12 protein-coding genes are annotated in these 12,091 nt (G+C 67.0%); 11 read left to right on the top strand and 1 reads right to left on the bottom strand.

From position 1 onward, the window contains the following. The first annotated feature begins 99 nt into the window (after nt 1-99). Genes STSP_RS25375 through STSP_RS25420 form a run of 10 tightly spaced genes read left to right on the top strand, consistent with a single transcriptional unit; the run spans nt 100 to nt 9,848 of the window. The gene (locus tag STSP_RS25375; RefSeq protein ID WP_067282556.1) at nt 100-1,017 is read left to right on the top strand and encodes a VOC family protein; all 918 of its coding nucleotides are present in this window, start codon (nt 100-102) and stop codon (nt 1,015-1,017) included. Further along, on the top strand, nt 1,014-2,234 hold the full coding sequence (locus STSP_RS25380) for a CaiB/BaiF CoA transferase family protein (RefSeq protein ID WP_067282558.1): 1,221 nt from the start codon (nt 1,014-1,016) through the stop codon (nt 2,232-2,234). The genes STSP_RS25375 and STSP_RS25380 overlap by 4 nt, the downstream gene beginning before the upstream one ends. Then, complete coding sequence (locus STSP_RS25385) at nt 2,227-3,030, top strand: enoyl-CoA hydratase/isomerase family protein (RefSeq protein ID WP_067282561.1); 804 nt, start codon at nt 2,227-2,229, stop codon at nt 3,028-3,030. Before STSP_RS25380 ends, STSP_RS25385 begins: the two co-directional genes overlap by 8 nt. Beyond that, nucleotides 3,030-4,256, top strand: coding sequence for an acyl-CoA dehydrogenase family protein (locus tag STSP_RS25390; protein ID WP_067282564.1), 1,227 nt, complete (start codon nt 3,030-3,032; stop codon nt 4,254-4,256). The genes STSP_RS25385 and STSP_RS25390 overlap by 1 nt, the downstream gene beginning before the upstream one ends. Beyond that, the gene (locus STSP_RS25395; RefSeq protein ID WP_067282566.1) at nt 4,256-5,014 is read left to right on the top strand and encodes an SDR family NAD(P)-dependent oxidoreductase; all 759 of its coding nucleotides are present in this window, start codon (nt 4,256-4,258) and stop codon (nt 5,012-5,014) included. Before STSP_RS25390 ends, STSP_RS25395 begins: the two co-directional genes overlap by 1 nt. Nucleotides 5,015-5,046: 32 nt before the next feature. Next, nucleotides 5,047-5,925 (top strand): 3-hydroxyacyl-CoA dehydrogenase family protein, encoded by an 879-nt coding sequence (locus STSP_RS25400; RefSeq protein ID WP_067282614.1) that lies wholly within the window; start codon nt 5,047-5,049, stop codon nt 5,923-5,925. A gap of 21 nt (nt 5,926-5,946) precedes the next feature. Beyond that, nucleotides 5,947-6,822, top strand: a complete 876-nt coding sequence (locus STSP_RS25405) for a 3-hydroxyacyl-CoA dehydrogenase family protein (RefSeq protein ID WP_067282568.1) — start codon at nt 5,947-5,949, stop codon at nt 6,820-6,822. A 5-nt stretch (nt 6,823-6,827) separates the two neighbouring features. Then, complete coding sequence (locus tag STSP_RS25410) at nt 6,828-7,604, top strand: enoyl-CoA hydratase-related protein (protein ID WP_067282616.1); 777 nt, start codon at nt 6,828-6,830, stop codon at nt 7,602-7,604. Further along, the gene (locus tag STSP_RS25415) at nt 7,601-8,596 is read left to right on the top strand and encodes an acyl-CoA dehydrogenase family protein (RefSeq protein WP_067282570.1); all 996 of its coding nucleotides are present in this window, start codon (nt 7,601-7,603) and stop codon (nt 8,594-8,596) included. The genes STSP_RS25410 and STSP_RS25415 overlap by 4 nt, the downstream gene beginning before the upstream one ends. A gap of 10 nt (nt 8,597-8,606) precedes the next feature. Continuing rightward, complete coding sequence (locus tag STSP_RS25420; RefSeq protein ID WP_067282573.1) at nt 8,607-9,848, top strand: acyl-CoA dehydrogenase family protein; 1,242 nt, start codon at nt 8,607-8,609, stop codon at nt 9,846-9,848. Between the two features lie 20 nt (nt 9,849-9,868). Here STSP_RS25420 and STSP_RS25425 read toward each other — a convergent pair whose 3' ends face one another. Next, nucleotides 9,869-10,591 carry a FadR/GntR family transcriptional regulator gene (locus tag STSP_RS25425; RefSeq protein WP_232789784.1) on the bottom strand — a complete coding sequence of 241 codons (723 nt, stop codon included), beginning with the start codon at nt 10,589-10,591 and terminating at the stop codon, nt 9,869-9,871. Between the two features lie 122 nt (nt 10,592-10,713). Here STSP_RS25425 and iolM point away from each other — a divergent pair, with 122 nt between their 5' ends. Next, nucleotides 10,714-11,874, top strand: coding sequence for a scyllo-inosose 3-dehydrogenase (iolM, locus tag STSP_RS25430; RefSeq protein ID WP_198547434.1), 1,161 nt, complete (start codon nt 10,714-10,716; stop codon nt 11,872-11,874). The last annotated feature ends 217 nt before the right edge of the window (nt 11,875-12,091 follow it).

The raw sequence follows: 12,091 nt of genomic DNA on the forward strand, positions 1-12,091 counted from the left end.
CTCCTCTTGACGCATAGCCTGATGGTAGACAAAATCAGAGCTGCTAAATATCAGACAATCACGATTGTCGTTCGATGCTCGCGAAGAGAGGTGAACGCTGTGGCAGCACCCACCGCGCAGAAGCCTGCGCCACTTGTTTCAGCCCTGGGGTACGTGGGCGTGACGGCCGTGGACCTGGCCGCATGGGAGAAGTTCGGGACCGGTGTGCTCGGTCTTGAGGCCGTCGAGTCGACGCCCGCCCAGCTTCTGCTGCGTGCCGACGAGCGCGCTTGGCGCGTCTCGGTCAGGCCCGGAGACGGCACCTGCGACTTCATCGGCTGGGAGGTGGCGGACGCCGCGGCGCTTGACGCCGTCGTGGCTGCGCTCGAGTCGATTGGTGCGGAGCCGGCCCGTGACTCCGTCCTCGCCAAGGAGCGACGTGTGGCCGACCTCGTGCGGGTCGTGGACCCGGCCGGCATCCACCTGGAGTTCTTCCACGGCCCGGAACTGCCCGCGACGCCGTTCGAGTCGCCGACCGGAGCCACGTTCGTGACCGGGGCGCTCGGCCTCGGGCACGCCGTTCTCGTCGTGCCGGACATGGCCGAGGCTGAGCACTTCTACCTCGAGACGCTCGGCTTCCTCGAATCCGACCGTGTGCGTACGCCGCGGTTCGACGTGCTCTTCACACACTGCAATCCGCGGCACCACAGCCTTGCGATGATGCCCACGAAGACCGGTTTGGAGGCCGGCCTCCATCACTTCATGGTGGAGGTCGACGACCTCGACACGGTCGGCCACGCGCTGGACAAGGTCAATGACGGGGCGGCGAAGCTCAACAGCTCGCTGGGCAAGCACATCAATGACCTGATGGTGTCCTTCTACTGCCAGACCCCCTCGAAGTGTGAGGTCGAATACGGCGTCGGAGGAATCACCATCGACGACTCGGTCTGGGAGCCCACCGTTCACACGACCGAGAACGTGTGGGGACACCGACGGATGCCGGGTGCGCCGCCGGACGGCATGCCGGCAGGGATGTGAGCGCGCGATCCGTCAGCCCGCTCGCAGGACTGAAAGTCGTCGACCTGACCACTTCATACGCCGGGCCGACGGCGTCGATGTACCTGGCCGACCTCGGTGCTGACGTACTCAAGATCGAGCGTCCCGGCGGCGACGACGCCCGGGCGTGGGGTCCTCCGTTCGCGAGTGGGACCTCGGCGTGGTTCGCTTCCGCCAACCGCAACAAGCGATCGATCTGTTTGGATCTGCGGCTGCCTCGGGGCCGCGAGGTGCTGACGAAGCTTCTGGACTCCGCCGACGTGTTCATCCAGAACGCCAACCCGTCGAAACTCGAGAAGCTCGGCATCGACCCCGTGAGCGTGCGGTCCCGGAATCCGCGGCTCATCTACTGCGCGTTGTCGGGCTTCGGACTGGACGGCCCTGATGCCGGCCTCCCGGGCTATGACCTCGTTGCGCAGGCCCGATCCGGACTGATGTCCGTGACCGGCGAGGCCGGCCGCACTCCTCAGCGGGTTTCAACGGCCCTCTCGGACATCGTCACCGGCATGTGTGCCGCCCTTGCGATTTCGGCGGCAGCGGTCAGACAGGCAACCACAAAGCAAGGAGAGACGATCGACGTGTCCCTGCTCGACACGGACCTCGCCCTGATGGCACCCAGGCTTGCCGCTTTCCACGCCGGTGAGCCTGAACCGCGGCCAAGCGGAGGCACCGATTCGGTGCTTGCCGTGTACCAGCCGTTCGAAGCTGCGGACCGTTCCATGGTTGTCGCTGTCGGAAACGACCAGATGTGGCTGCGCCTGTGTGCTGCACTGGGTCTCGACGACCTCGCCGCCGACGAGACGCTGTCGGACAACGAGGGCCGTCGTGCCCGGCGCAGCGAGATCGCTGGCCGCATCGCCGACGTTCTGCGGACCCGTCCGGTCGAACACTGGCTGGGCGTGCTGGCCGCTGCGCAGGTGCCCGCGGCCCCTGTCCAGTCCCTCTCCTCGGTTGTGGCCGATCCCCAGGTCGCGCATCGTGGCTCCTTGCTGCCGGTCCCCGGCTCGAACGGTCAACTCGTCTCCATCCGCAGCCCGTTCCGGCTCACTTCGATTGCGGATCCGGTGAACGTCCGGTTCCCGGACGTAGGTGAGCACACAGTCGAGATCCTGGCGGAACTCGGCTACTCCGACGACGATCGCGCCGATCTCCTCAGGACAGGCGCTGCGAGGGCCCAGCAGGACGTGGCTCATGCCTGAGACCTCCGGCTCCGGACCCGCAGTCGTCGTGGAGAACCACGGACCGCTCCGCGTCGTCCGCATCAACCGCCCCGAAGCGCACAACGCCCTCAACAGCGAAGTCCTGCGAGGGCTGCGCCAGGCGATCGTGCCTGCGGGCGACGAAGGCGTGCGGGCCGTCGTCGTCACCGGCACGGGCACGAAGGCCTTCTGCGCAGGTGCCGACCTCAAGGAGCTCGCCCGCCATGACCCTGCCGGCGCCTACGCGGCGTTGGCTGAAGGCCAGTCAGTGATGCGGTCGATCGAGACAGCCGGCGTGCCGGTGATCGCTGCGGTCAACGGACTCGCGTTGGGCGGCGGGTTCGAGCTCCTGCTGGCGTCGACCTTCAGTGTGGTTGCCGACCACGCGAGCATGGCCCTTCCTGAGGCCGGGCTCGGCCTCATTCCGGGGTACGGAGGCACGCAGCGGTTGGCACGCGTGATCGGCCGTGCTTCGGCGGCGTACCTGATGCTCACCGGAGAGCGGGTGAACGCGGTGCGAGCACACGAACTCGGCCTCACACCCGTCCCCCCGGTCCCCGGCGATCGGCTCCTCCAGGAGGCCATGGCGCTGGCCGAGCGCGTGGCCGCCCGCGGCCCGCTCGCCATCAGGTCGATCCTCACTGCGCTCGACCTGGGGCCTGACGCTCCACTGGACTCCGCGCTCGCCATCGAGTCCGGCCTGGCGGCCATCGCCGTCACCGGGCACGAGGGAACGGAGGGTGTCGAGGCATTCCTTGCCAAGCGCCCCCCGGCTTTCGCACGGGAGGTCCTCTAATGAGCCGTGCCCTGGACCCGCTGCCTCTCGATCTCGATCCCGCCGAGTACGTCGGTCTTCACGGGCTGCTCGATGAACAGGCCGCCGACCAGGCGCTCACGGAGCGGGAACGTGAACTCAGGGCTTACACCCGCGATGTCGTCGCCCGAGAGGTAGCGCCGGCAGCGCCGGAGCTGGATGCGAGCCACGAGTTCGCCGGGGCCGGCTACATGGCCCTCGCGTCGGCAGGACTCACGGGAATCATCTTCCCCACCGAGTTGGGAGGCAGCGCTGACTCGCATGTGGCCTACGCCGTGGTGATGGAGGAGATCACGGCAGGTTGTGCGGCGACGAGCCTCGTCTTCATGACGCAGACGCATGCGGCATACCCGATCTACCTGGCAGGCAGTGAGGACCTCAAGCAGCGCTACATTCCGCCGTTGCTCTCGGGCAGTGCGTACGGGTCCATGGCCATCACCGAGCCGGACGCCGGCAGCGACGTGTCGAGCCTGCGCACCACGGCCGCCCCTGCCGGGGAGTTCTACCGGCTCTCCGGCAGCAAGACCTTCATCACGACCGGTGACCGGGTCGACACGATCGTGTGCTTCGCCACCACGGACCGGACATCGAAGCGAGAGGGAGTCAGTGCCTTCGTTGTCGAGGGCAATTGGCCTGGAGTCGGACGTGGCACAGCGTTCGAGAAGCTCGGTATGCACGGCTCCTCGACAGCTGAGCTGTTCTTCGATGAGGTTGCCGTTCCCGTCGGCAACAGGGTCGGGACAGAGGGAGCTGGTTGGCCGATCGTGATGAGTTCGGTGATCAAGTCACGGATCAGCGCCGGAGCCCAGGGTGTCGGACTTGCCCGCTCGGCATACGCGCGCACACTCTCCGTGCTCCAGCGGCTCTACGGCAATCTCATCCCGGCCGAGTATCTGCAAGTACTCGCGGGATGGCGCGGCCGGATCCTCCAAGGGCGCCTGCTGCTCCACGCCGTCGCCCGGCAGGTCGACGGGGACGCCGCGGTGAGCCCGGGCCAGATCGGTCTGATGAAGCAGTCGTGCACAGATCTCGGCTGGGACATCTCCGTCGAGGCAGTGCGCCTGCTCGGTCCCTACGGAGACCTCTCGGTACTGGGCGTCGAGCGATGCATGAGGGACGCCCGGGTCACCCGAATCTATGACGGCACCAACGAGATCCAGAGCATGCTGATCGGCCGCGAGATCAGCACTTCGTTGAAGGAGATGTGATGTTCGAGCACCACCTCGACGGCAAGGTGGCCGTCGTGACGGGAGCGGGGCGTGGTCTGGGCCGGGCCATCGCGCTGGCACTGGCCGGAGCCGGAGCCGATGTCACGGTGGCCGGCCGTACCCGGTCAGACCTCGAAGGCGTCGCCACTGAGGTCAAGACCGCCGGCGCACGGGCACTGGTCTGCCCGACCGACGTCACGGACGAGGCCGCCGTCGAACACATGATCACAGCCACGGTGGAGACCTTCGGCCGGATCGACATCCTGGTCAACAACTCGGGTGTGCTCACCACCACGCCGCTGCTCGATCAGCCTGCTGACGACTGGGACCGCATTCTCGACACCAACCTTCGTGGCACGTTCCTCGCCACCAAGGCCGCAGGCAAGCACTTCGTCGCGCAGCGCTCGGGAAAGGTGCTGAACGTCGCCTCGAGCTTCGCGCTCAAGGGCACCCCTCACCACGCGGCCTATTGCTCGTCGAAGGCTGCGGTCATGGCCTTCACGACGTCAGTGGCGGTGGAATGGGCGCGTTACAACGTCCAGGTCAACGCCATCGCTCCCGGATACTTCGTCACCGACATCAACGCGGAGGTGCGAGCCAGCGACGCGTTCACAGCCAAGGTCCTCAAGACCATTCCGGCCCGACGCATGGGCGACCCCGCGGAGCTGGCGCCGTGGGTGCTGACCCTCGTCGGACCAGGCTCTGATTACACCACCGGCTCGGTCGTCGTCATCGACGGCGGCCAGTCCATCCAGTGATCACGACGACCGCCGCAGAAGAGAGCGCCCTCATGACCACCACACCGAAGACCGTCGCCGTCCTCGGCGCCGGCACCATGGGCTCCGGTATCGCGACCGTGATCGCCCGCGGCGGCCATCGAACCCTGCTGTTCGACGTCGACGAGGACGGCCTGTCGCGGGGCATCGCGACCGTTCACGGGTTCTTCGACAAGAGTGTGAGCCTTGGCAAGCTCGACGCGGCCACCGCAGAGAACGCGAAGTCTCGTCTCGTCGGAGTGACCGCGCTGAGCGACCTGGCCTCGGCCGAGGTCGTGGTCGAAGCGGTCTACGAGGACCTTGCGCTCAAGAAGGATCTCTTCGGCAGACTCGACGACATCGTCTCGCCGAGCACGCTCTTCCACACCAACACGTCCACGCTCTCGGTCACGGGCATTGCCTCGGGCTCGCGCCTCCCTGAGCGAGTCGTCGGCACGCACTACTGCAACCCGGCGCCGCTGATGAAGCTCGTCGAGGTCGCCCACGGCCGCCACACCGCCGACTGGGCGCACAAGGCAACCCTGGACTTTCTCGGATCGGTCGGTAAGACGACGGTCGTCACCAAGGACCGGCCTGGGTTCATCGTGAATCGCTTCCTCATTCCCTGGGAGAACCGGTGCATCGCGGCACTGGAATCGGGCCTCGGCACCAAGGAGTCGATCGACACCGCGGTCACCGGCGCGCTCGGCCATCCGATGGGCCCCTTCCGGCTGCTCGACGTGGTCGGCCTGGACATCCATCAGCAGGTGGCGACCCGGCTCTACGAGCAGTTGAGGGACCCACGCTTCTTTCCTCCGCCGATGGTCGAGCGGATGGTCGCCGCGGGTGACCTGGGCCGCAAAACGGGCCGGGGCTTCTACACCTACGACGACACCCGTCTGTTCGGCTCGTGAGCCACATGTCAGGAGAATGAGATGACCAACAAGGTCGACTTCGCCCACGTCGCCGTCGTCGGTGCCGGCACGATGGGCTCAGGGATCGCGCAGGTGGCTGCACAGTCCGGTCGGCAAGTGACCGTCCTGGACGTGGACGCCGACCGAGTCGCGCGAGGGATCGGCGCCACTGCGGCATTCCTGGACGGAAGCGTCACTCGCGGCAAGATCGACACCGCCGAGCGAGACGCCATCCTCGGCAGAATCAAAGGTGTCACCGACGTCGGAGACCTCGCGGGTGCCGACCTGGTGATCGAGGCCGCTACCGAGAACCAGGCGATCAAGCGCTCGATCCTCGCCGAGGTGGCCGAAGTGGTCGGCGAAGCCGCAGTCATCGTCACCAACACCTCGGCGCTCTCGGTCACGGATCTGGCGACCGCGGTCACCAACCCGACCCGGTTCGCCGGTCTGCACTTCTTCAACCCGGCGCAGTTGATGCGCGTGGTCGAGATCGTCGCCGCTCTGCAGACCGACGAGGCAGTGGTCGACCGGCTCGCGGGACTGGTCGCCTCCTTCGGCAAGGACCCGGTCGTCGTCAAGGACCGGCCCGGGTTCCTGGTCAACCACCTGCTGATGCCGTACCTGAATGACGTCGTCCGGGAGTACGACGATGGCCTGGCTTCGGCCGATGACATCGATACTGCTCTCAAGCTGGGTCTCGGCTACAAGCTCGGCCCGCTCGAACTGCTCGACCTGATCGGTCTCGACGTTCACGATCACGCCACGACCTGTGCCTACGAAGCCACGCAGGACCCCTGCTACGCCTCACCGCCTTTGCTCCGGCAGATGGTCGCTGCGGGTTTCCTCGGCAACAAGAACGGCCGCGGATTCCGGGTCGGAGAGGCGGGATCTCGATGACGAAGATGGACTACGAGGACATTGTCGCAACGATCGACGGCCCGGTTCTCACACTGACGATCAACCGCGCTTCCTCGGGAAACAAGCTCCGGGCTCAGACGTGTCTGGAGCTGACGGACGCTCTCCAGCGCCTTCGGCTGGATCCCGCATTGCGGGCGGCTGTGCTGACGGGCGCGGGAGACAAGTTCTTCTGCATCGGCGGGGAGCACGAGCCGCTCAAAGGTCTCGACCAGTCTCAGGTCCTGCCCATCATCGATCTTTACCAGGCGATCGACACGACGATGAAGCCGGTCGTGGCGGCGGTCAACGGCTTCGCCGTGGGCGGCGGCAACGTGCTCCACACTGTCTGCGACCTCACGATCGCAGGCGAGAACGCGGTCTTCCGGCAGGTCGGTCCGATGGTCGGAAGTTTCGACGCAGGCTACGGCACCTGGTACCTCGAGGACACGATCGGTCGCAAGCGGGCCAAGGAGATGTGGTACCTCAACCGCAAGTACGACGCAGCGCAGGCCCTTGCGATGGGTCTTGTCAACGAGGTCGTCCCGAAAGACGACCTGCTTGAGGCCGCGCACGAAGTGGCTGCCGAGATCGCCAGCCGGAGCCCCATGGCGATCGCCGGGCTCAAGGCCGCCTTCTCCGGACGGCACAACGGAGTCGCCGGGCAGGCCCGCCTTGCCCACGACCAGCTTCTGACGCTGTATCTGGGCACAGAGGAAGCCCATGAGACAGGTGCCGCATTCGCGGAGCGAAGGGCTCCGGATCCTTCGAGGTTCTGGTCATGAGCTGGCTTGGACCCCCGCTGGACCAGGACCAGCGCGACGTGGTCGAGGTAGTCGCCAGAGTGCTCGCCGACGTCTCGCCGGGGGATACGGACGCGCTGGCTCTGGCCCGCAAGAACCTGGCCGACCTGGGGCTGTGGACGGTCGGTGTCCCCGAGGAACTCGGAGGCGGCGGCGCTGGGTGGTCGACGACGGCTCTCGTCATCGAGCGCTTGAGCCGCACCGCCCCCGAGCTGGGGATCGCCTGCGCCCACGCCCATGCTGCGGCTCTCGCGCTCGGCGGCTCAGCCCACGGCGAATTGCTCGCCGGACTGCACACAGCCGACACGGAACTCGTCATCGTGGAGTCCGCCGCTCCGCACGTAGTCCTTCGACGGCAGGCGACGCGAGTCGACGGGCGGATCGACCGGCTCGACGCCTTCACCCTCGACGAGGCCGGTGTCGTGGTTCTGGGGGACTCCGCTGTGCTGCTGGCGCCTTCGGCGCTACGCGTCGAATCCCGGCAGCGCACCACCGGTCTCGACAGCTTCCAGACGGCGGCCGTCGCGGTCGACGGGCGCCCGGGAGACGACGTCGTGACGCTCTCAGCGCCCGCAAGCCTCGTCAGAGCGCAGATGCTCGGCGGAACTGCCGCTGTCGCAGCCGGCATCGCCGGTGCGGCCTTTGACGCAGCCGCGGCGTACGCGCGCAGCCGGCACCAGTTCGGTGGCCCGATCAGCGCGCTGCCCGCCGTACGCAGGCTGCTGGAGGACCAAGCCCTGCGAACCGCCAACCTCCTGCGAGCCCTCTTCGCCGACGCGCCCGACCCGCTCGGCGCGACAGCGATCGCCCGTGAGGGATGCGACGCGGCGCTCAGCGTCGCCGACGCTGCTCTGCAGGTCCACGGCGGCTACGGCTACCTCAAGGAGTACCCCGTCGAGCGCTTCGTCCGCGATGCGGTCTCCCTGGGCGCCTCCCTCGGCACCTCTAGCCTGGTATCGATCCTACAAATATAGTGAGCGCATAATGTCTGACACCACTGCCACTCTGTTGGCCTCGGCTCCCTCGACGGACCTCACCCTGGCCGAGGCGATCGATATCGCCCGCTCCTTGCGGCCGCAGCTGGTCGCCGAGCAAGCCGAGGTGGAGCGCCGCACGACGTACTCGCCGGAGTTGCACGAGACCTTCAAGGCCGCCGGCTTCTACCGTCTGCTCGTGCCTGAGATGTACGGGGGGCTCGCATGGACGATGCCCGACTTCATCAGGCTCATGGGAGAGGTCTCGCGGGGCTGTATGTCCACCGGATGGTGCCTCACGCTGGGCGCGAGCCATGCTCTGCTGGTCAGTTCGCTGTGGCCGAAGAGCGTCCAGGACGCTGTCTTCGCCGACGGCGGGCATGTGGTGATCCCTTCGACCGCACGTCCGGGAGGGCCGGCACTTCGAGCCGACGGGGGCTGGGTTCTGAATACGACCCACCCCTACTCCTCCGGCTCGCCGTACTCCACCCACTACGTCGGGCAGGCCTTTGAGTACGGCCCCGAGGGGGGTGCCCCGCTGCAGCAGATGCTCTTCGTTGCTCCTCGCAGGGCCTACGAGATCCAGGACGACTGGGGGCACACACTCGGCCTCAAGGGCAGCGGTTCGAACACGATCGTGTTCAAGGACTCGTTCCTGCCCGCCGACCACGTCCTCGAGGGGACGATGCAGGTCGACATCCGCAGCTCCCACACCTCTCCCGGGTTCGAACTGCACGGCAACCCCATGCACCTCGCGCCAGGCCAGGGCTTCTTCGGTCTGGACCTCTCCACGGTATTCGTCGGTGGAGCCTTCGGCGCACTCGACGAGTACGAGCGCCTGATGCGTGAGCGGAAGACCGCGGGAGACGCCGGCAGTGCCCCGCGCGCACGCCTGCACGACCCGGACTACCAGCGTTGGTTCGGTCTGGCGACGGCGCGCCTCAACGCGGCCCAAGCCATTGTCTTCGACACGGCCGAGCGCTGGATGGAGATCTGCCACCGCGTTGCCGCCGGAGGAGAGCCCTTCGGCACGGCCGACGACATGATGCTCAACATGATGTGCCGCGAGGCGACGCGTCTCGCGTGGAGCGCGGTCCAGGACATCATCTACCGAACGGCCGGCTCGTCCGCGGCGGTCAACGGGGAGCGCATGGAGCGCGCCTACCGCGACCTCTCGCAGGCGTGGGGACACGTCAACATGATCATCGAGGACTCCATGGCACGCGCGTGGTCCAGTCAGACGCTGGCATGAGCCTTGCGTCGCCGGCCGGCCTAGCCGGCCGGCGACAGATGGCGCTGAACCATGTCGAGTTGGGCGGTCATGGCCGCCTCCGCACCTTCCGCATCGCGAGCGACGATCGCCGCGACGAGGGCACGCGTACCCTCGCGCGCCGCTTCGGCGTCCTCCAGCGGCAGGTCGCGCATGTAGACAGGGATCGTCACGCCGGCCATCGCCGAGACGAAAGAAGCCAGCAGGCGGTTGCCGCTCGCCTCGGCGACGAGGCTGTAGATCGACTGGCCGAGCTCGTAGAGTGCCGGATCCCTGCGGTCGGTTACAGCGCGGGCCATCTCGTCCTGCCGCTGGACGAGACGCTCCAGCTCCGCGGCCTGGGCGTCGGTGCGGTGTTCCGCAGCCTCCCGGGCCGCGGGAACCTCAAGCATGCGGCGTACGGCGTTGACCTCGTCGATCGAGATTTTGCCGAACTTCAGGATCGTCTCGAGCGACCCGGAGAGAAGGCTCTTGAGCGAGTCGTGGTCAACGCTCTGGACGAAACTGCCGCCACCCGCCCCGGGCACTTTGGAGATCAGGCCTTCCGAAACGAGGACGCGAAGTGCCTCGCGTACCGTGGAGCGGCTGACCTGGAACTCTCGTGCCAACTCGGCTTCGCTCGGAAGGCGATCGCCCCCCTTGAACGAGGAGGACACGATCGCGTCGCGGAGTTGCTTCTCGACCTGCTCGCGCGGTCGGCGCACCGGCTCAGGGGTAAACGACATGGCCCTCATACTATCCAACATCGGACTTCATGTCTGTGGATGGTCTGGTCTTCCGCCATCCAACCCCGGGCTCTCCGCATGCTATCAGACGGTCTTTTGTCAGACATCCAAGGAGAGGTGCGATGCGTGCCCTGGTAGTGAATGGGGAGTGGTCTCCAAGGGACAGCTATCAGCTGACGCCGGAAGAGGCCGCAGGACACTGGGCGCGCGACGCCCGCCAAGTCTGGCGCCATCCCAGATGGTGCCTGGGCGAAGTACCTGACCCGGTGCTGCAATCCGACGAGGACGTCATCATCCGCGTTCGTGCCGCCGGCATTGCCGTCTCCACACTTCGCATGGCCATGACCGACGAGCTCGGCTACGTAGTCCTGCCTTACCGCATGGGAATGCCTCTTGTGCCGGGCCACGAGTTCGCGGGAGAGGTCGTGGCGGTGGGAAGATCCGTTCGATCGGTCAAAGTCGGAGACGCCGTCGCCGCCGAGACCTTGCGAGCATGCGGGCGATGCTCAGCCTGCCGACGGGGGCGGCCGAATGCGTGCCTCGACGGCGAGTTCGTGGGGTTCAACAGCAACGGCGGGCTGGCCGACTACGCGGTTGTTCCGGAGATGCACGCGCGGTCGCTTGAGCCTCTCCGCGGCCGCCTGGACGAACAGTCGATCTACGAGATGGGCGCGCTCTGCGAGCCCGCGGCTGTCGCCTACCTCGCCCTGTTCAAGGCCGATCGTCATCTCGCACCGGGGGCCGACGTGGCGATCTTCGGCTGCGGGCCGCTTGGTCTGGCGGCTGTCGCCCTGGCCCGTGGGGCAGGAGCGAACCTTGTCGTGGCAACTGAACCCGCTGCGGACCGGGGGGCCATCGCCAGCAGAGTGGGAGCCGACCGGGTCCTGAGGGGAGAGCTCGGCCGCGAACTGGCCGACGAGCTGCGCGACGCCACCGGCGGCCGCGGTTTTGATGTGGTCGTCGACGCCACCGGCGCGGCAGCGGAAGTTCTGCCCGAGGCCGAGCGGATTGTCGCGGTCGGCGGGCACGTGGTCCATCTGGGGGTCGGCGGCCCCGCCGCGCCGATTCATCCGATCGTGACCATGGTGAACGGCACCACACACAGTTTCAGCATGGGGCATCTGGGTGGCTTCGACCCCGTCATCGCTCTCCAGGCGGCGGGCCGAATCGACCTGACTCCGATTGTCACCGCGCGCTATCCGATCACGAGCGGGCTCGAGGCGCTGGCCCACGCGGCCACACGACACAGCGCGAAGACGTTGGTCACTGCGGGTGCCGATTAATCGTCCGGCCTGCTCAACTGGCATGCCGGTACTCGCGCAGCGTCCCTCCGAGTCGGTCTCGTCGGCGGACTGGCAAGCGTCGGATTTGGGCAGGCACACTGACCGTATGGGTGCCGAGTATTACGTCCATGCAGGTCAGGCCGCGTTCCGGTACTCGTGCGGATTCTCTCAGTCTGGTCGCCACGCTTAGGGTGACCGACGAACCCTAGATTGACGG

Source organism: Streptomyces jeddahensis (genome assembly GCF_001642995.1).
Classification (GTDB): Bacteria; Actinomycetota; Actinomycetes; order Streptomycetales; family Streptomycetaceae; genus Streptomyces; species Streptomyces jeddahensis.

Excerpts from the sequence above, each read along its gene's own strand:
- STSP_RS25425 (WP_232789784.1), bottom strand. The coding sequence starts at position 10,591 with ATGTCGTTTACCCCTGAGCCGGTGCGCCGACCGCGCGAGCAGGTCGAG.
- STSP_RS25395 (WP_067282566.1), top strand. The coding sequence starts at position 4,256 with ATGTTCGAGCACCACCTCGACGGCAAGGTGGCCGTCGTGACGGGAGCG.
- STSP_RS25410 (WP_067282616.1), top strand. The coding sequence starts at position 6,828 with ATGGACTACGAGGACATTGTCGCAACGATCGACGGCCCGGTTCTCACA.
- STSP_RS25420 (WP_067282573.1), top strand. The coding sequence starts at position 8,607 with ATGTCTGACACCACTGCCACTCTGTTGGCCTCGGCTCCCTCGACGGAC.
- STSP_RS25415 (WP_067282570.1), top strand. The coding sequence starts at position 7,601 with ATGAGCTGGCTTGGACCCCCGCTGGACCAGGACCAGCGCGACGTGGTC.
- STSP_RS25405 (WP_067282568.1), top strand. The coding sequence starts at position 5,947 with ATGACCAACAAGGTCGACTTCGCCCACGTCGCCGTCGTCGGTGCCGGC.
- STSP_RS25390 (WP_067282564.1), top strand. The coding sequence starts at position 3,030 with ATGAGCCGTGCCCTGGACCCGCTGCCTCTCGATCTCGATCCCGCCGAG.
- STSP_RS25385 (WP_067282561.1), top strand. The coding sequence starts at position 2,227 with ATGCCTGAGACCTCCGGCTCCGGACCCGCAGTCGTCGTGGAGAACCAC.
- iolM (WP_198547434.1), top strand. The coding sequence starts at position 10,714 with ATGCGTGCCCTGGTAGTGAATGGGGAGTGGTCTCCAAGGGACAGCTAT.
- STSP_RS25400 (WP_067282614.1), top strand. The coding sequence starts at position 5,047 with ATGACCACCACACCGAAGACCGTCGCCGTCCTCGGCGCCGGCACCATG.